Below are 19497 nucleotides of genomic sequence, written 5' to 3' on the forward strand. Positions count from 1 at the left end.
ACAACCCAGCTTGCAACTCCACCAAGCCATCATTAAAGGGAAACAGGGGTGTCAGTGGATAGTTACATTGAATTACCTTATTCAGATTCTCTTTCGACAGTTCTTGTAGCCCACATTCCGCAGGTTGCTGGTAGAGTCAGAGGTATTTTTAAGGAATGATTCAACAGCCCGCGGAAATCCAAGTCAAAGACATCGATCATCTAGGCATAGTTGCAGGCATGATCGACCAGATGGGGTGGGTCGATGCTGTCAATGAAATAGTGGGAGTCCATTCACTCGAACAAGTGAGTACAGGTCAAGTTCTCAAAGCAATGATTCTCAATGGACTAGGCTTCGTGGCAGCCCCGTTGTATCTATTCGGGCAGTTCTTTGAAGGGAAAGCTACGGAACATCTGATTGGAGAGGGAGTCAAGCCAGAACATTTAAACGATGACCGCTTGGGACGAGCTTTGGACAAAATCTACTCGGTGGGAGTGACTCAAGTGTTCACAATCCTGGCGATGAAAGCAGTAGAACAGTTTGGGGTATCGATGAGAAGCATCCATCTGGACTCCAGTTCATTTCATGTAGATGGAGAGTATCGCTCCGAATCTAGCTCCGACTCCAGCGTCGCTAGTAGTGAGTTAGAAACTTCAGATGAGTCAATGAATCCCCAAGAGCTTTCTGATCAGGAGCCAAAACCAATTACCATTACCCACGGCTACTCAAGAGACCATAGGCCTGACCTCAAACAGTTCATTATCGATACAATTTGCACCGCCGATGGAGATATACCGTTGTTTTTGCGGGTTGCCGACGGCAATGAAGATGACAAAACCGCCTTTGCCAAACTATTTGAGAAATTTCGGGAGCAATGGACATTTGAAGGGTTATGCGTTGCTGATAGTGCCTTGTACACGGCTGACAACCTCATAGCTATGAAACACCTCAAGTGGCTAACACGAGTGCCTCTGACCTTGGCACAAGCTAAGCAAGTCTTGTTGGAGATTCAAGCCAATGAATGGAGAACTAGCAGCCATAAGGGGTATCGTATCGCCGAACGTCGCAGTCATTATGGTGGAGTTGAACAGCGTTGGCTGATTGTTGAAAGTGAACAGCGCCAACAGGCGGACATCCAACAACTCCACAAGCGTATCGACAAGGAACACTCTTCAAAATCAGCCCAACTCCGACAACTATCAGCACAAGTGTTTGCTTGTCAACCCGATGCCCAAAAGGCGGCAATCAAGTTTGAGCAATCCTTGAAGTACCACCGTTTGGTAGAACTCAAATTCATTGCTCAACCTCACTATGATAAAGCTGGTCGTCCTCGTCAAGATGAACAACCTCGTCGCATTACTTATTCTGTTCAAGCCACTCTAGTTCCTCCCCCAGAAGTGATTGAAGTGGAGATGACTCGTGCCGGTCGGTTTATCCTCGCTACCAATGTTCTGGATGCTACCGAGTTGAGTGCCAATGATGTCCTGCGAGAGTACAAAGACCAACAGAGCAACGAGCGAGGGTTCCGCTTTCTCAAAGACCCGTTATTCTTCACTTCCAGTGTGTTTGTCAAATCCCCCAAACGAGTCGAAGCTTTGGCAATGATCATGGGACTGTGCCTACTGGTCTATTCTTTGGCTCAACGTCAGTTACGTCAGGCGCTACAGCTTGCTGGTGAAGCTATCAAAAATCAAGTTGGCAAGCTGACAAGCCGTCCCACCTTACGCTGGGTCTTTCAGAGTTTTCAGTCGGTGCATCTGCTGATTATCGATGGCGTGGAGCAGATTACTAATCTGACACCCGAACGACAGAAAATCCTCCGCTTTTTGGGTACCGAAGCGAGGCGTTATTATCATTCTGGCTGAGTCGGTGACTTGAGCTGATTGGGCTGTAGTTGAATCTGTCGCTATTTTTGTGCCACAACATTGGCTCACTAATTACAGTTATCTTTTCTTGGCTTTTGATGCCTTCATTGGAGTCAACAGCCGAGTCTTCTTGATTATTTTTATCAAAAATCTACCAGAACAGTCTTTTGCGATCGCCTCCCAGGAAAAAACTGTCTGGAGTCTTGAAAAATACCTCTGACTCTACCAGCAACCTGCGGAATGTGGGCGCGATCGCTACGCGCTGCCCCTTTGGGGCAATCGCCGTTAAGCTACCCAGTACCAACAAGCAAACAGAAGAGCAAAGCGTACAAGCATTACAGCGAATAAGCCTAGAATGAGGTATCCCCAACGGGGATGACTGGCAAATAACCAGCCCAGGGCTAAGGCGATCGACACGATTCCGTAAACGTAGCGGCTGACGGAACTGAGAGAGCCAGTCGCTAAAATGATTCCTAGGGAACAAAAACCATAGGCCAGAGCAACAGGGGGAAGCTTGGCGCGTAAGTACCATAACAAATAACCCCCACCCCAAAACGTAACCAATCTCAGCAAGTTTTCCTCGTCCAGCTTAAAAGCCCTTGCCAATACCCTCAACCAACTCGGATGCTGCCATTTCCAGGCTTGTTGTACATGAACGAAGGCTAATGGGTCTGCAAAATCAATCGCGCAATACAAACTGAATAAGAGCAGTCCACCCATCGCCACACAACCAGCGCTGTAAGCCATAGTCGGTCTTTTTTCCTTCCACGCCACGAGCAGAAAGGCCGGAATCAGCGCCACCCCTGTTGACCGAGTGGCAGTTGCAAGTATTCCCCACAAAGCCGCCTTTGCATACTGACCCTGATCGAACGATCGCAAAGCGGCGGTTGTGACCAACAGAAACAATCCTTCAGAGTAAACTACCGTTCCATATAAGGAAAATGGACACCAAGCCAGCACGGCTATTGCCCACCTTGCCACACTGACGCTGTAGCGCTCTTTTGCCCAACGGTACAACAACCACAGCGCACCTAGCAAGGCTAAATTATTGACCAATATGCCTGCTACTTGAGACGGCAAGCCGAGGCTCATCACCGCCCGGATGGCTAAGGGAAACAGGGGAAAGAAGGCAATGGAGTGGTATTTTCCATCCTGGGCATAGTCGTATCCTAGAGTGGCAATTTTTCGATACCAGGCTCCATCCCAGTGAGCAAAAAGGTTCCAGCTACTTTGGGGAATGAAGCCGGGAGTATAATCCAGGGGCAGCACACCGCTATGAGTGACCGGTGAGATATCACTGACTGGAGCGAGTAGTTGCATCGCAACGACGATGACGAGTCGGCTCAGCAGCCACATGGTAATGACAAAAATCAACCCCTCCGCCCAGGCTTGGGTCTTGAGCCTGACATTGAAACCATGTGTTTCCCCCGGCTCTATGGTTTTCATACTCAAGAATTGGGATTTTTGCTCACAGGCTCAGCGGCAAGCCCTGTGAAAATTTTAAGCCAATAATACTAAAGATAGATGCATCGAATCATTAAAATCTCTAACGACCCAATTTATTAGGAAGTCCGTCGCAACCACCGGGAATCGTCCTGCGAGAACGCTCCCCACACCAGTAACAGAAGTATTTGCGCTGTTCTTCATCCAGCCGCTGCACGTCTGTAAAATTAGCATTTTCCACCACCGCGCCCGTGTGTGCTCCCGTGTTGTAGTCGGGGCGTTTGGTACGGCTACGGGGACTGGCGGTTTCCAGTGAACCATAAAACAGGCGAACTCCCTTCATATCGGCACTCGAAAGGTTGGCTTCGTACAAAACCGTTCGTGACAGGTTAGCTTTGACTAAATCGCAACCACTGAGATTGGCTCTCACCATATTCGCCTCACTCAATTCCGTCCAGCGCAGGTCTGTCCCCGACAAATCGGCTCCAGCTAACATAATATTCAGGTCAATCACGCGCACCCCTCTTTCCCGATCTTCCTGGTAACCTCCGTTGCCATCGAGGATGGGACGTCCCAAGTGGGTATCTCGTTTCAGGGGTGTTAACAATCGAGATTGGGACAAAAACCGCAGAACTTTTGCTTTACCTAGGGCATCGACACTACCCAATATGGCAGCAGTGCGTCCTTCGGAAAATGCCCGTTCTTGAGGCCAATCTTCGAGCAACCCTTCATCATCCAAAGCTAAGTCACAGACACCCTGAAAGTAAGCATCAATGGTTTGCTGTTGGGTAATAATGTTTTGCTGAATGGTCAAGTCTTTAGAAATAACATACTGTCGCCATGCAATATAAACGGCAAGGACGGCAATTAAAATCTGCCCCAAGGCTCCCGTCCATTCAGCCAACGAACCAAACGAGTCGGAGTCGATGCTCTTGAGGACTTGCTCAAAGCGCTTAGTAATACCCGTCAGGGACGCCAAACCCACGATCGCAGCGATAATTCCAAAGACAGCCACCAATTGCGATCGCTCTTCCGGAGATAGCGTCTGAATTAGCGATCGCTTCAAAGGAGGCCAAAGCACGGGTATCGATAGCAACAACGTGACAATCGCTCCCGACATGCCAACCCAGAAGTTATTAATCGATAACCCCAGAATCAGAATTGCGATCGCTACAAAGATAATCCAGGGAAGCGGCGATGGGGCTATAGTCTGATGAATACTCTGTGAGTTGCTGCGACTCGATAGCGGCAGGATCGACAGCGGATTTGGCTCCTGAGGTGGCGTCATTTCTGCCGGAGACTGGTCCAGAGGGACAGGATTTAAGGCGGTACCATAGTCACTGGTACCATTTGGATGATCGGTCGGTGGACTGGACTGAGGAGGATTGGGCTGATTTGTCATCGTGTTCCCAGACAAATAGACGGTGTGGAATACAACGCCATAGATTTACTTAAAAATTTTAACGAAGCCAGAATTTAGCACAGTGCCAGACAATCAACTTCCGATTCTCGGCTCTCTATCCCTCTTCTCAGTTATGCGTGTGTACATCAGAATAACCTAACCCCCAACTCCTTCCCACCTCTCCCTAGCAGTATCCTTTTAGGAAAGGGAAAAGGAATAATGTTTTTAACTGGAAGGGGAGTAAGAATCAAAGCCTCTCTTCTTTTAGGCTATGCTTTACCCATAAGTCCCGCAATTCTATAGGGGCGTTAGCGTTGCGGTAGCGAGGAACGAGCGTCAACATTCGGGCGATTAATTTAGCTGCTTGACTTAGATTTTTGTATCCGAATGCTTCGCCCTTGGACGCGATCGCACCCTCAGAGGAGAGAGGTTTTCCAGAGAGGTCAGAGTACACCGCGTCCCATCGAAAAAGGCTATGCATTTTTTTAGCGGCTAGTCAATAATAGTATTTTAATTTTTATTGATAAAGTGCAAATACCATGTATGTTCTCTGTGTCTCTGTGGTTTAATCCTAACCTCAATTTTTGTAGCACTCACCCATGAAAAAGCTCTTAGTTACAGGTGCCAGTGGTTTCTTGGGATGGAACCTTTGTCAGATAGCCAAACAAGAATGGGATATTTATGGCACGTCTTTTTCACACGCGATAGAAATTCCAGATATCATTTCGCTGAACGTTGACTTAAGAGATTTTGAGGAACTCAAGCGCATCTTTCAGGAAATTCAGCCCGATGCCGTTATCCATACAGCCGCGCAGTCCAGTCCTAATGTTTGTCAACGCAATCCGGAGGAGTCCCATGCGATTAATGTAACGGCCTCGTGTAATCTTGCAGGGCTTTGTGCGGATTATTCTATACCTTGTGCTTTTACTTCAACTGACTTAGTTTTTAATGGATTAAATGCTCCTTATAAAGAAACAGACTCTGTGTCTCCTGTCAACTTATATGGGGAGCAAAAAGTCATGGCAGAGGAAGGGATGTTAGATCGTTATCCAATGACGGCTGTTTGCCGGATGCCATTAATGTTTGGGGTAGCTGCACCTCCGGCTCAAAGTTTCATGCAGCCATTTATTCAAACGTTGAGAGAGGAAAAAGAGCTAAGTTTATTCACTGATGAATTTCGCACTCCTGCCAGTGGAACAACGGCAGCTAAGGGGCTTTTATTAGCATTGGAGAGGGTGAATGGGCGTATTCATCTAGGTGGTAAAGAAAGGATGTCGCGTTATGATTTTGGGCAATTATTAGTAGAGGTGTTTGAACTGCCGAGTGAAGGGTTGAAAGGTTGTCGGCAAGCGGATGTGAAAATGGCGGCATCAAGACCTCCCGATGTTTCTTTGGATAGTTCAATGGCGTTTAATTTAGGATATGCGCCGTTATCGTTGCGGGAGGAACTAGAGGCGTTACGGGGTAAGGTGTAATATTCTGCCCTGCCCACCTTCTTAGCTTAAATTTAAATACAGCAGAGATACGGTAGTTAACTTTCAAGCCTCTAACGTTGACTTAAACTTAGCACTAAGCTGTTGTTGTATACGCCTCCATCCCGACACAAGAGCATACTAAATTGCGATCGCTCAGTTCAAGCAGGCAGCCTTGTTCTCCCAAAACGGCGCTACATGAGAGAGCTAGTCCACAGTGAACTGCCAGCTAGAGCTGAATTCAAAATTCCAGCCTACATTGAGGCTCAGGAATATAATGAATCTCAGCGATGCCAATGCGTCACTGACGACTAGTAATTAATAAATCTAAAATCAGGGCGAACGATGGGACTTGAACCCACGAATGGTGGTACCACAAACCACTGCCTTAACCACTTGGCTACGCTCGCCATTGCGTTAATTAGTATAGCATCTAGGTGGGTCGTCAAGCTACTGTTCCTCAAAAATTTTCTCTTACTTGCTGATCTAAGCTGGAACTCCACGGTTAAAAGATGTAGTCATAGCAGATAATAGGGTTCCCAAGGAAAATGAAGTTTCTACAGGTTGTTGCAGCCATAGGTGGAGTAGCTCTCGTGGGGCTGGGGGTGTCGATGGCATTGACAAATCCCGATAAGGATGCATACAAGCAGTACGCGGTTGAGATGTTGACAACCTATCTCAAAGACGAAGCCTGTACGCAGGCCCCTAGCGTCTTCGGGAATGCCCTCCGCAGTCAATGTAAATCACTCGTGGACACAGGACGCCCACAAATCGAGCAAATTATTGCTCAATCGACACAGCAACAAAACTTTATTTTTTTCAGTATTTATCGTACCAATTTAGAGATTGGCCCCTTCATACCGGCCTATCATTTTGAAACCTTGGCAGTTTTTCAAAAGTTTTACATCTATCGAGCGGAGGAAAAGTAATACTAAGAGCTATAGGCAATGGGTTAAACGGCAATATTGTAATGGCTTACTGTGTTACTCCTGGATGTCTCGCCCCTCAAAACCCCGACTCAGCTCGATTTTGTTTCAGTTGTGGTTCTAAGTTATGCCTGAAGGAGCGATATCGTGCGATTCAACCCATTGGTTCTGGTGGATTTGGCAGAACCTTTTTAGCGGTGGATGAGGACATTCCCTCCAAGCCCCGTTGTGTGATTAAGCAACTCTACCTTCAAAGTCTAAGTAGTTTAGTGTCTAAAAAAGCCACTGAACTATTTCAGCAAGAGGCTGTTCGCTTGGATGAACTGGGTAAACATCCTCAAATCCCTACGCTGTGGGCGCACTTTGAACAGAATCGGCAGCTATATCTCGTCCAAGAGTTGATTAATGGACAAACTCTTAAGCAAGAATTAGAGAACAAAGGGGGTTACAACGAAATACAGATTTGGGAGTTATTGCAAGATTTGTTGCCAGTTCTGCAATATATCCATGCCCATAAAGTGATTCACCGGGACATCAAGCCCGCCAACATTATCCATCGTCGTGAGGATAATAAGTTTGTTTTGATTGATTTTGGTGTGGCTAAACTTCTCTCGAATACAGCCCTGTTACAAACGGGAACGATTACTGGTAGTCCGGAATATATGCCACCCGAACAGATTAAGGGAAGAGTCTTTCCCGCGAGTGACCTCTATAGTTTAGGCGTAACCTGTATCCACATGTTAACAGAGGTGCCACCTCTGGATATGTTTGATTCGATTAACGGCTGTTGGGTATGGCGTGATTTCTTGCTACCGGAAAAACAGGTAAGCGATCGGTTGGGCAAAATTCTCGATAAGCTATTACAAAATACGATCAAAGACCGCTTTCAATCTGCCGATGAGGCGTTACAGGTACTCAAGCCAACGGCTGGAACATCGTCTTCCTTTAGGCAACGGACTGGCAGTCAGACCTTACTTTCAGAAGCAGGAATTGACTACACCCCTCTCCAGAATTTGTTGAGCCGAAACAAATGGAAAGAGGCGGACCAACAAACGTGGATTCTTCTTTGTCAGGCGTTAGGCAAGCGATTGGGTTATTACCTGACCAGCGGCGATATTGAAAAATTGCCCTGTGAGGATTTGTGGATCATTGACAAGCTTTGGGTCAAGTACAGTAATAATCGCTTTGGCCTCAGTGTCCAGAAATATATCTACGAAGACGTAGGAAAAGATTATCCTAGTTTTTGCGATCGCGTCGGTTGGCCTATTCACAATCCTCCGGATCTTGATTCCTTACTTAAATTCAATCTGAGAGCGCCGATGGGGCATCTCCCCTCGCGTCGATGGGTTGGTGGCTATTCTTGGTGGCGTCACGCCAGTATTTTAGCAGAGAAACTTGAAGAATGCGGCATTACTTAGCTTTGCCTGCCTCAAGAGGTCATTCGATTTTGGGTGCAAGGATTTTGGATAATGGAATTGTCCCCACCACTGAAAGTCGGGGCTTGAGACCTTTTTGCTTTTTGGTCAAAAGCTGAGAGTGGGTTTGCCACTAATTACACTCATCAACTTCAAAATTTTAACCGCTAATAATATCATTCTTTAGTTATAGAGTTCTGCTAGCTAAGTCTATCTGTTGATGCAGGTTCCGTATAGTTGCTTCACTTAAGCTGGGGAAATGAAACTTTGGAATTTTAATGTCGAATTACGGCTGATATCGTAATTTTCGAGTATTAGAGTCAGAAATTGGCAAGAACAAGAAACAGTAGCATTAATCTTTTCCAATTTCTAACTTTCAAGGTATAACATCAAAGGAGAATTTACCTCATCATGTTTTTTCACAAAAAACTAATCATGCATCCGGTGAAGGTGGAGCAGCCAAATCCTCGTTTCGCTCAACTTCTTTTAGAACAGTTTGGTGGAGCGACAGGAGAACTGACAGCAGCGTTACAGTACTGGGTGCAGTCTTTCCATTGCGAAAATGCTGGTATCCGGGATATGCTCCAAGACATTGCCATAGAAGAGTTTAGCCATTTAGAGGTTGTTGGCAGACTCATCGAAAATCACACCAAAAATACCGATCAAACTGAAGCTTACAAGAGTACGCTGTTTTCACTTCGAGGCATTGGCCCTCACTTTTTAGACGCTCAGGGAAATGCTTGGACAGCTAACTATATCAATGAAGGGGGTGATGTTGTACGGGACTTGCGCTCTGATATTGCCGCTGAAGCAGGAGCGCGTCAGACTTACGAAGAATTAATTAAAATGGCACCCGATCAAGGTAGCAAAGATACTCTTGTTTTTCTGCTAACCCGTGAGATTTCTCATACCCAAATGTTTATGAAGGCGTTGGAATCGCTGGGTAAGCTCACTGACCCCTTCTTTGGCAATATTCAGCCTGATGAAACCGTTAATCTTTACTTCAACTTATCGAGTGACGGTCAGGGAGAACCTCTTGGGCCGACTAATCAAGGTTCGGATGAGCGTGGCCCTTGGAACTCGGAGCCGAACTTTGAGTATATTGCCGATCCCCAACAGCAGATGAAGCAACACGCTCGTCAATAGCTAGCTTTAAACAGTGACCAGTGATCACTTATTAGTAGACCTCTTGCATAAATCCTGGGATGCCCCCTAAATCCCCCAATTTTGGGGGACTTTGAATTCGGTTCCCCCCAGAATTGGCCGGAGCTTTAGTGAGGAGCTAGGGGGGCGAAAATCGACTTTCGCAAGAGGTCTAGTGATCAGGTTGCATTGTGGGGATTGAACCCCAACATGATACGTACCACCGTCGCTCTCGTAGGGGATTTTTACTGTTACCTTTCAGTGAGCAGCGACCAACTGTTCACTGAACACTGAAAAGGCCAGGGAAGTCTTAATTCCCTGGCTTTGTTGTTAACGAGGAGTTTACACTCAATTAGAAGCCTTTGATACAGAATTGGTAATTTGGGTGTTTACAATTGTACGAAGTCAATAAAAATTTTAAAGATAGCCTTGTCATTCTCATCAGCTTATCTACTGATATCTCACGGGAGTCGCGACCCACGTCCCCAGCAGGCTATGGAAGAACTGGCTGAGCGGGTAGCGACTCAGTTGGGGCATCGAGAATGGAGACCAGGAGGACAAGGAGGAAGCAAGTATACGCGCCCCCTTATCTCCCCAATCTCCCATCTCCAACCCCCAAAACCGAGTCAGGAATTATTGCTAAGAACTCGCGATTGGTCGTTCCAGGTTGAGGCTAAGTTGGTGACGGCGAGAGCGACAATGGTGAGTCGTACTTACTATCCGTTAGTAGGGACAGCCACTTTGGAGCTGGCTGAGGCTCCATTGCACGAGCAAATTCGGCAATTTGCCAGTGCTGCGCTGGCTGAGGGCTGTAACCATCTTCAGTTGTTGCCTTTGTTCCTGCTGCCGGGAGTGCATGTGAGGGAGGATATTCCAACAGAAGTGGCTCTGGCACAGCAATATTTAGGTAAAGCGGTGATACTCAATCTACGACCTCATGTCGGGACTCACCCTGGCTTGGGGAAGTTGCTGGCTAGTCAATGGGCGTTGGTAGACGTTGATGCGAAGATTTTGTTATCTCATGGAAGCCGACGTATAGGTGGAAATGAGCCTGTGGAGGTAGTGGCACAGCAGTTGGGGGCAGTGGCAGCTTACTGGTCGGTGCAGCCAACACTGGAGGAGCAAGTGAAAGTTTTGGTCGCGGCAGGTCACAAGCGGATTGGGATTTTACCTTATTTTCTTTTCCCAGGGGGAATTACGGATGCGATCGCACAACGGGTAGGCTCTCTACAGGCTGAGTTCCCTAAGGTGCGGCTGAATCTGGGTGAACCGATTGGGGTCAGTAGTGAATTAGCAAATTTGATTGTGGATTTGGTTGAACAATGAGCCACACAGGCACAGAGAATACAGGGGAAGAGGGGAAAACAGTATTGGGTAAGGTGTATCTGGTGGGTGCAGGGCCAGGAGACCCTGGGCTGATGACGCTCAAAGGGAAGGGATTGTTGGAGTGTGCGGATGTGGTTATCTATGATGCTCTCGTCAGTCCCCAAATTTTAGCGATGATTAATCCCTTGGCGGAAAAAATTGATGCGGGCAAGCGTAAGGGACGTCACTCTAAGTTGCAGGAAGAGACAACTCAGCTGTTGATTGAAAAGGCACAAACTCATGCGATAGTCGTGCGACTCAAGGGCGGTGACCCGTTTATCTTTGGTCGTGGCGGTGAGGAAATGGAAGATTTGGTGTCTGCTGGGGTGCCTGTGGAAGTGGTGCCAGGGATAACCTCCGGACTGGCTGCACCCGCTTATGCAGGGATTCCTTTAACACATCGCACTTATAGTTCCTCGGTCACGTTTGTGACGGGTCACGAGTCGGCAGGCAAGTATCGACCCAAGGTAAATTGGAGTGCGATCGCTCACGGCTCAGAAACGGTTGTCATTTACATGGGTGTCCACAATTTACCCTACATCGTTGCCGAACTTAGCAAGGCGGGGTTGAGTGACCAGACGCCAGTGGCACTCATTCGCTGGGGAACGCGACCCGATCAGGAAGAACTATTTGGTACCTTAGGGACGATTGTGGCGCAGGTGGAGGAAGCCCAGTTTGAAGCCCCTGCGATCGCTGTGATTGGGGATGTCGTTCAGTTACATCGTGTTTTAGCAATGGCGGATCGCCCGAAAATACAAAATTAAGTTACGAACAACAGCAGCAGCCTCTTCCTTGAGGAGAGGTGTACGTTGCGTTGAGCCTGTTTGAGTCCATGATGGCGATTGCTAAGCTTCTAACCTGATAACTCTAGCCCAATCGTTTTGTCTCGTACAATCGCTAAAGTAGGGGCGGGGAGGCTTGCGAAGTCATGATTAATCAGGTTTTAAATAATCGTTACCGCATCGTTAGAGTTTTAGGCTCAGGGACTTCGGGACTCATTTACCTCGCGGCAGATATTCACCATCCCGATTTCCCGGTTTGTGTGATTAGACAGTTAAAGATTCCCAAGAAAAACTCTCTCGCCTTCACCCGTCTTCGATTTCTGCTGGAACGCAAGTCAGACGTTCTGAACCGATTGGCACAAAATCACCCATCTTCCGAAATATTAGATTATTTTGTGGAAGACCAAAAGTTCTATTTGGTTGAAGAATATGTTCCAGGTCATCCCTTAAATTCACAAACAGAGTCTAGCCCTTTTCAATCGGAAGACCAAGGGGTTCTCCGGTTGCAAGAAATGCTCAAAATGCTGGGTTCGACAGATACTCGGAGGGACAAACAGCCGCCGATACCAACCTCTCCTGAAGCAGTATCAGAGACAAATACTGAAAGTTTACAGCCGACGCCAACTCCGACCTCTGCAACCAATCCTCACAGAGGCTTTTCTCGCAAGCTTCTCTGGCTGATTCTGGCAGGAGCAGTAGCTCTAGGGATTGTAGCTGTATTTATGCTGTTGGCTCACAATCAAAGTCAGACGAATGCTAAAACTTATTACAATCAGGGTGTCGAAAAACTGAATAAAGGCGATCGCCGAGAAGCGATTAAGGATTTCGACCAGGCTATTCGCCTGAATCCGAACAATCCCCTAGCCTATGGCAACCGGGGAAATGCCCATTACGATTTGGGCGATTACAAAGCGGCGATCGAGGATTACAGCCAGATGATTCGCCTTGAGCCAAATAAAGCAGGTGCTTACTATAATCGAGGGCTTGCCCGTTACGATTTACAAGATTGGCAAGGAGCAATTCAGGATTTTAACCAGTTAATTCGGCTCCAGCCCAACGATGCCGATGCTTACTACAAACGTGGTATTACTTACTATGAACTGAAAAACTATCGAGCCGCGATTGAAGACTTTAATCAGGTTATTCGACTCAATCCCCAGGATGCCAAGGCTTACATATCCAAGGGGCTGGCGCGTTCTGAGGTGAATGAGCAGCAGGAAGCGATGGAGGATTATACCAAAGCTCTTGAGTTAGAGCCTAAGAATGCAAAGGCTTATTACAGCCGAGGGCGATCAAGATTTCTTTTAGGAGATTATGGAGGAGCTGTAGAGGATTACACCCAGGCTATTGAGTCCGATCCCAAGAATGCTGAAGCGTACACCAATCGCTGTAGCGCTCGGTTAAATCTGGGAGCTCATCAAGATGCGATCGTAGATTGTACCGAGGCGATCGCACTCAATCCCAACAAGGATGAGCCTTATAATAATCGGTGTATTGCCTACTTCAATCTCAAAGACTATCAAAACGCGCTCAAAGATTGTTCTCAAGCGATTCGCTTCAATCCGAACAATGACACGGCTTATAGTAACCGGGGCGATATTCGCCGGAATTTAGGAGATAAGCAAGGAGCGCTGGAAGATTACACCCAAGCGATACGGCTAAATTCTAATAACAGTATTGCTTACAGTAATCGGGCGGATGCACGTCGAGAGTTGGGAGACCAGCAAGGTGCGATCGCAGATTACACGGATGCCATTCGGCTCAATCCCAAAAATGCTTTTGCTTACTATGGTCGAGGCTTAACCCACGTCGCGAGCGGAAATAAGTCAGAAGCGATCGCAGATTTTCAGGAAGCTTCAAGACTATTTTTAAACAACGGTCGGATTGGTGGCTATAACGATGCTCAGTTCCAGCTCAAGAAACTTCAAGGATAGTATCAACTGATAAGTTTTAATGGAGTGGACTACGGGGCTACGGTAGGGGCACGACATATTGTGCCCCTACCCTGTGGTCTAGGCATTCGGAGAACCCTTATTTACCGAATCCTTTACCACGGCTCTTGGAAGGCAAACAAACGCATTTGTCGATTTGCGATCGCAACGTCTCATGATCCAAATTCTGACCAATCAGAACCAGTTGCGTCTTTTTCGGCTTATCGTTCCACTCATCATCCTCAATGGTGAAACGTTTACCGCTGAGGTGGAAGATGTGGCGATGCGGACTCTCATCAAACCAAAGAATGCCCTTAGCTCGGAAAATATTGGAGGATAGCTGATTGTCTAGAAAATTCTGAAACTTCCGGATGGCAAACGGCTTATCACTCTCAAAAGACAGTGAGGTAAATCCATCATTTTCTAGATGATTGGAATGGTGGTGATGCTCGTGAGCATGGTCGTGATGATCATGCTCACAATCGTGGTCGTGATCATGATGCTCATGGCTATGATCATGATGCTCATGGTCGTGAGCATGATGCTCATGAGCGTGAGCGGATTGCTCCGACTCAAAATACTTATCAGTCTCAAACAGACCTACACTGAGAATCAAAGGCAGTGGCACTTGACCTTTTGTCGTGCGCATAATCCTCGCATCGGTTTTGATGTCGCGAATCCTAATCTCTAGGGTGTCAACATCGGCTTCATCCACCAGGTCTACCTTATTGAGCAGAATGATGTCACCATAAGCAATCTGGCTGTAGGCGGCTTCACTATTGAATAAATCTAAACTGAAATTTTCGCAATCTACTACAGTGACAATGGAATCAAGACGAGTCAAGTCTCTCAGTTCTGTCCCTAAAAAGGTAAGAGCGACGGGTAGAGGGTCAGCCAAACCCGTCGTTTCCACGACCAGATAATCGACCTTATCTTCGCGTTCTAAGATTTTGTAGACGGCTTCTGCTAAATCATTGTTAATCGTGCAGCAGATGCAACCATTACTCAGTTCCACCATGTCTTCGCCGGTGGTTACAATCAACTCATTATCAATGCCGATTTCACCAAACTCATTCACCAGCACAGCCGTCTTCAGACCCTGCTGATTGGTCAAAATATGGTTGAGGAGAGTGGTCTTGCCGCTACCGAGAAAACCGGTAATGATAGTGACCGGCAAGCCATGTTTCGGAGCGTCCATTGGCTGAGATTGTTCGGAAGTAACTGCTGATTGCATAGCGTAGCTGTTGAAAACGTCAGAGTATAGAGAGGATAGTGTATAGAGGCAATTTACATCGGCAGGAGGATTTTGGCTGAGGTCTTGCACCCCCTACCCATTCGGAAGTTTAATTTCTGGCTAATCGCTGAAGCCTCCCAAGAGGATTCCCATATAGCTCTTGAGTCCTCTTAAGTGGGTTAAGGCTATTAGCCCGAAAATAAATCGGGCGATTCCGGGTATTGAACATGATGCAAGGTATCAAATTTTCAAAACTATACCTGCCTTCCCCATTATTGCCGATCTATCCTTATTACTGATTGAACTTTTTACTGTGTCATGACCTTAACCCTGTACAACACCCTGACTCGTCGCAAAGAACCGTTTGAACCGTTGGAAATTGGCAAAGTGCGGATGTATTGCTGCGGCATCACGGTGTATGACTATTGCCATTTGGGTCATGCCAGAACTTGCATTGTTTGGGATACGGCGAGACGTTATCTGCAATGGCGCGGCTATGAGGTTCACTATGTGCAGAACTTCACGGATATTGATGACAAAATCCTCAACCGGGCTCGGCAAGAGGGAACCTCAATGGAAGACGTTTCAGAGCGCTTTATCCAGGCATACTTTGAGGATATGGAGCGGCTGAATGTGAAGAAAGCCGATGCTTACCCCAGAGCCACTCACACCCTAGATGGGATTAAACGGCTGATTTACGAATTAGAACAGAAAAACTACGCCTACCCAGCGGCGGGTGATGTCTACTATGCGGTGCGTCAGTTCTCGGAGTATGGGAAGCTTTCAGGACGCAAGTTAGAAGACATGCTCGCAGGAGCCAGTGGACGGGTAAATGTGGAAGATTCGGAAGAATCCAAGAAAAAAGACCCGTTTGATTTTGCCTTGTGGAAAGGGGCAAAACCAGGAGAACCATCGTGGGAATCGCCTTGGGGTGCCGGTCGTCCGGGTTGGCATATCGAGTGTTCGGCGATGATTCGGGAAAAGCTGGGTGAAACGATTGATATTCATACAGGAGGGGCTGACTTAGTTTTCCCCCACCACGAGAATGAAATCGCCCAATCGGAAGCGGTAACAGGCCAACCTTTAGCTCATTACTGGCTACACACCGCGATGGTGAAAGTGGAGGGTGAGAAGATGGCAAAGTCGTTGGGTAACTTTATTACTATCCGCGATTTGCTCAATCGTCCAGTTGACCCGATGGCAGTGCGCCTGTTTGTGCTGATGGCACAATATCGCAAGCCGATTGATTTTTCTGATGATGCGATCGCATCTGCTACGAATGGTTGGGACACCCTCAAGGATGGGTTGCTGTTCGGTCATCAGTACGCGGCACAATTAGGTTTGCAGCCAGATGCTGTCGGGGAATCCCAGGCATCGTCCCTACAAGATGAGTTGGTGAGACGTTTTAATGAAGCCGTTGATGATGACTTCAACTTTGCTGGAGGTTTAGCCGTTTTGTTTGAAGTGGCTAAGGACTTGCGTCGTGAGGGAAATCTCCTAGTCCATGAAGGGAAAACCCAAATGTCGCCTACAGAGCTAGAAAAGCAGTGGCATACCCTGGTAATGCTGGCAAATGTGTTTGGGTTAGAAGCGCAACCCGATGAGGTCGCTGAAGAATCGGCTGATGATATCAGCGCGGCTGAAATTGAGGCACTGATTCAACAACGTGCACAAGCGCGGAAAGCCAAGAACTTTGCTGAGGGCGATCGCATCCGCAACGAACTTCAATCCAAGGGCATTACCCTAATCGATAAGCCTGGTGGCGTGACAATTTGGCATCGTGATTAACGGTGTAGAGGCACGACATTATCGTGCCCTTATAAGCAGCGCCGCGATCATCTATATGCATATAAGGCTTATTTTGTCAATTATTCGGAACTAAATGCCTGCTACACATACTTACTTGTTCCCCCTTACGCCCCTAGCCCTGCCTTAACAAGGGGAGCTGGGGGGTGTGGGATGTACACTTGAAACATTCTCTATTTATTGGGTTAAATGAATTGCTTTTGGGAAAGCGGCTCTTCGCTTTGGTAAAACTGCCGATTTTTGACGGCTAATGTCTGAGTTTCTGAAATATCTTGACTGCTGGTACAGAACTTTCGATAACACTGGCGAATTGGAATCTCAATAATAAACTCGGTACCTTTTCTAGGTGCCGATATACACCGTAATTGCCCACCGTGTTTCGCGACAACAATCTGATAGCTGATGGATAGCCCAAGACCTGTTCCCTGACCCACTGGTTTTGTTGTAAAGAAGGGGTCAAACAACAGAAGCCTTACTCGCTCCGTCATTCCCGGCCCATTATCTATAATCCGGATTACTACACTTGGTGAGCCTAAAGTTGATTCCCTTGCTTCTAAAAGCTCAGTGCGAATCTGAATTTGGGGAGAAAGATGAGTCTTGAACAGCTCACTTTCAACCTGTTCACTGCTAACTCTCATCGACTCCAACGCATCAATTGCATTCGCCAAAATGTTCATAAACACTTGGTTGAGCTGTCCGGAATAACACTCAACGGGTGGTATGGTACCGTACTTTTTTATTACCTCAATGGAAGGACGTCTCTGCTTTTCTTTCAGCCGATGCTGCAAAATTTGTAGGGTTATATCGAGACCTTCGTGAATATTAACTCGCTTCATTTCCGCTTGATCGATGCGCGAGAAACTCCGCAGAGATGCGACAATATCGCGAATTCGCTCAGCTCCCACTTTCATTGACTCCAGCAACTTAGGCAAATCTTCTATCAAGAAATCTAAGTCTATGGTTTGGGCATACTCCTCAATAACGGGTACTGGCTTCGGATAGTGCTCCCGATAAAGATTCACCAGTTCTAGCAGGTGTTCAATATATTCGCTAGCTGGGGTTATATTTCCATAAACAAAACCGACTGGATTATTAATTTCATGGGCAATGCCAGCCACCATCATACCTAAGCTATACATTTTTTCGCTCTGTACTAGCTGGGTTTGGGTTTGCTTGAGTTTGTTGAGCGTTTGTTCAAGTTCAGTCGCTTGTTTTCTCAGCTGAGCTTCTGAGAGCCGCAGAGCTACCTCCGCTTTAGAGCGCTCGTGCTGAAGTGAGAGTGCTGCTACCGCCGCCCTTAACAAGTCTACTGCCGATGCTGACCATACCCGTGCTGTTGTACAGTTGTCGAAGACAATGAATCCAAAAAACTGCTCGTTCACGCATAGGGGCAAAACTAATAGAGATAAAATCCCCATTTGCTCCAAAAGAAAACGCTCTTCGTCGGGAAATTCGCTAACGAGTCCCATAATGGTTTCACCCCGTGCCAAAATCTGAGTCCATCGGGGTAAGCATGTTTCATAAGGCAAATACGAACATTTGGCACTGTCGCTTTCACTGTGGAGGTCGGGAACATACCACTGGGTGCACGGACGACTCCACAACTCACCCCGAGCATCGTAAAAATTCTCGAACACATAAACGTGACTGGCTTTAGCCGATTGTCCAAGCAGCTCCAGAATTGAGGTGTAGTAGTTTTTATCCCCTTTGAGTGACAACAAGCGGTGCTGCACTTCGGCTAAGGCTGCCAAATAGCGTTCGCGCTCTGCCAACGCTGACTCGGCTAACTGGCGCTCTATGATTTCAGCTTGCAAAACTTCATTGGCTCTTGCCAGTTCTCTCGTCCGTTCCTCAACTCGTTGTTCTAACTCTGCTTTGGCTCGGTGCAAGGCATCCTCTGCTTCTTTACGCTGCGTAACATCCTGTACCAGAGAAGCGACTCCAATCACGCTGCCGCTTGGCTCAATTAGGGGAATGTTATACCACTCGCCAAATAAGCGTCTGCCATCTGGCGTATGGTGTTCATTCATGATGCAGGTTCCGCCCTGAGACACCAAAAGATCTTGCCAAACTCGGCTAAACTGCTCTTTGTAACATGGCGGTACCATTAGGTCGGCAGCGAGATGCCCAATCGCTTTGCTCTTTTTATATCCAAAAATCCTCTCAGCCGCCGGGTTCCACTCTCTCACCTCACCTTCAATGTTCCATTCAATGACCGCCAGTGGTGTTTGCTGTACGAGTAGGGATAACCTGTGTTGTGAAGTCTTCAGTGCTTCTACCGTTTGTTTATGCTCAGCAATTTCCTTTTCTAGAGCGAGGTTAGCAGCTTCTAGTTGAGCTGGGCTGGGCAATGCTAACGCTTTTGGTATCAGAGGTACCAATTCTGAAGCTGTATACAGAGAGACTGTCGCGGTAATCGCTTTGATCAAACCGGATAGCCAATACACAGGGTACCAGAGTGTCAAGATTTCCAGTAAGTGACCCGTGCCACAAGACAAAATAAAGGCACTAAATAGGAGGAAAATTCCCTGGAAAGGCACATCTTGACGTTGACGTACAAAATAGAGTATTAGCAGGGGAATAGAATAGTAGGCCAAGGCAATTAAAAAGTCTGATCCGGCGTGCAACCACACTAATTCAGGCTTCCAGAGAAAGCAGTAACCGTGTGCCATGAAATTTCCGAAGAAAAAATCTTGTAGAGATTGCAGCATAGGCTGTTCAAAATTTGCAAAGT

At 47.1% G+C, this 19497-nt stretch carries 15 protein-coding genes and 1 tRNA gene; 10 read left to right on the forward strand and 6 right to left on the reverse strand.

The window, feature by feature from the left end; translation table 11 throughout:
- The first annotated feature begins 155 nt into the window (after positions 1–155).
- Complete coding sequence (locus tag V6C93_RS02600; protein WP_333475085.1) at positions 156–1844, forward strand: IS1634 family transposase; 1689 nt, start codon at positions 156–158, stop codon at positions 1842–1844.
- 49 nt (positions 1845–1893) lie between these two features.
- Positions 1894–2064 (forward strand): hypothetical protein, encoded by a 171-nt coding sequence (locus V6C93_RS02605; protein WP_333475086.1) that lies wholly within the window; start codon positions 1894–1896, stop codon positions 2062–2064.
- A gap of 65 nt (positions 2065–2129) precedes the next feature.
- On the opposite strand, the gene V6C93_RS02610 is transcribed toward V6C93_RS02605, so the two are convergent.
- The 3 genes from V6C93_RS02610 to V6C93_RS02620 all read right to left on the reverse strand — a co-directional run bounded on the left by V6C93_RS02610 (position 2130) and on the right by V6C93_RS02620 (position 5170).
- Positions 2130–3290, reverse strand: coding sequence for a mannosyltransferase family protein (locus V6C93_RS02610; RefSeq protein ID WP_333475087.1), 1161 nt, complete (start codon positions 3288–3290; stop codon positions 2130–2132).
- Positions 3291–3390: 100 nt separating this feature from the next.
- Complete coding sequence (locus tag V6C93_RS02615; protein ID WP_333475088.1) at positions 3391–4689, reverse strand: pentapeptide repeat-containing protein; 1299 nt, start codon at positions 4687–4689, stop codon at positions 3391–3393.
- A 247-nt stretch (positions 4690–4936) separates the two neighbouring features.
- Entirely contained in the window at positions 4937–5170 is a 234-nt protein-coding gene (locus V6C93_RS02620; protein ID WP_333475089.1) for a hypothetical protein, read from the reverse strand.
- 118 nt (positions 5171–5288) lie between these two features.
- Here V6C93_RS02620 and V6C93_RS02625 point away from each other — a divergent pair, with 118 nt between their 5' ends.
- Positions 5289–6164, forward strand: a complete 876-nt coding sequence (locus V6C93_RS02625; RefSeq protein WP_333475090.1) for an NAD(P)-dependent oxidoreductase — start codon at positions 5289–5291, stop codon at positions 6162–6164.
- 334 nt (positions 6165–6498) lie between these two features.
- Here V6C93_RS02625 and V6C93_RS02630 read toward each other — a convergent pair.
- Positions 6499–6571 (reverse strand) — tRNA-His (locus V6C93_RS02630).
- Between the two features lie 138 nt (positions 6572–6709).
- Here V6C93_RS02630 and V6C93_RS02635 point away from each other — a divergent pair.
- The 6 genes from V6C93_RS02635 (at position 6710) to V6C93_RS02660 (ending at position 13726) form a co-directional block, all read left to right on the forward strand.
- On the forward strand, positions 6710–7090 hold the full coding sequence (locus tag V6C93_RS02635) for a DUF4359 domain-containing protein (RefSeq protein ID WP_333475091.1): 381 nt from the start codon (positions 6710–6712) through the stop codon (positions 7088–7090).
- Between the two features lie 41 nt (positions 7091–7131).
- The gene (locus tag V6C93_RS02640) at positions 7132–8505 is read left to right on the forward strand and encodes a protein kinase domain-containing protein (protein WP_333475092.1); all 1374 of its coding nucleotides are present in this window, start codon (positions 7132–7134) and stop codon (positions 8503–8505) included.
- 408 nt (positions 8506–8913) lie between these two features.
- A complete protein-coding gene (locus V6C93_RS02645; protein WP_333475093.1) occupies positions 8914–9648 on the forward strand; it encodes a manganese catalase family protein in 735 nt (244 codons plus the stop codon).
- Positions 9649–10074: 426 nt separating this feature from the next.
- Entirely contained in the window at positions 10075–10971 is an 897-nt protein-coding gene (locus tag V6C93_RS02650; protein WP_333475094.1) for a sirohydrochlorin chelatase, read from the forward strand.
- Positions 10968–11774 carry a uroporphyrinogen-III C-methyltransferase gene (cobA, locus tag V6C93_RS02655; RefSeq protein WP_333475095.1) on the forward strand — a complete coding sequence of 269 codons (807 nt, stop codon included), beginning with the start codon at positions 10968–10970 and terminating at the stop codon, positions 11772–11774. Before V6C93_RS02650 ends, cobA begins: the two co-directional genes overlap by 4 nt.
- Before the next feature lie 164 nt (positions 11775–11938).
- Complete coding sequence (locus V6C93_RS02660) at positions 11939–13726, forward strand: tetratricopeptide repeat protein (protein ID WP_333475096.1); 1788 nt, start codon at positions 11939–11941, stop codon at positions 13724–13726.
- A gap of 97 nt (positions 13727–13823) precedes the next feature.
- Here V6C93_RS02660 and V6C93_RS02665 read toward each other — a convergent pair whose 3' ends face one another.
- Positions 13824–14957, reverse strand: a complete 1134-nt coding sequence (locus tag V6C93_RS02665) for a GTP-binding protein (RefSeq protein WP_333475097.1) — start codon at positions 14955–14957, stop codon at positions 13824–13826.
- Between the two features lie 318 nt (positions 14958–15275).
- Here V6C93_RS02665 and cysS point away from each other — a divergent pair, with 318 nt between their 5' ends.
- Positions 15276–16745, forward strand: a complete 1470-nt coding sequence (gene cysS / locus V6C93_RS02670; RefSeq protein ID WP_333475098.1) for a cysteine--tRNA ligase — start codon at positions 15276–15278, stop codon at positions 16743–16745.
- 203 nt (positions 16746–16948) lie between these two features.
- Here cysS and V6C93_RS02675 read toward each other — a convergent pair whose 3' ends face one another.
- Positions 16949–19474 carry a PAS domain-containing sensor histidine kinase gene (locus V6C93_RS02675; protein ID WP_333475099.1) on the reverse strand — a complete coding sequence of 842 codons (2526 nt, stop codon included), beginning with the start codon at positions 19472–19474 and terminating at the stop codon, positions 16949–16951.
- Between the last annotated feature and the right edge of the window lie 23 nt (positions 19475–19497).

The sequence above is a fragment of the Allocoleopsis sp. genome, from assembly GCF_036703385.1.
In the GTDB taxonomy this organism is placed as follows: domain Bacteria; phylum Cyanobacteriota; class Cyanobacteriia; order Cyanobacteriales; family Coleofasciculaceae; genus Allocoleopsis.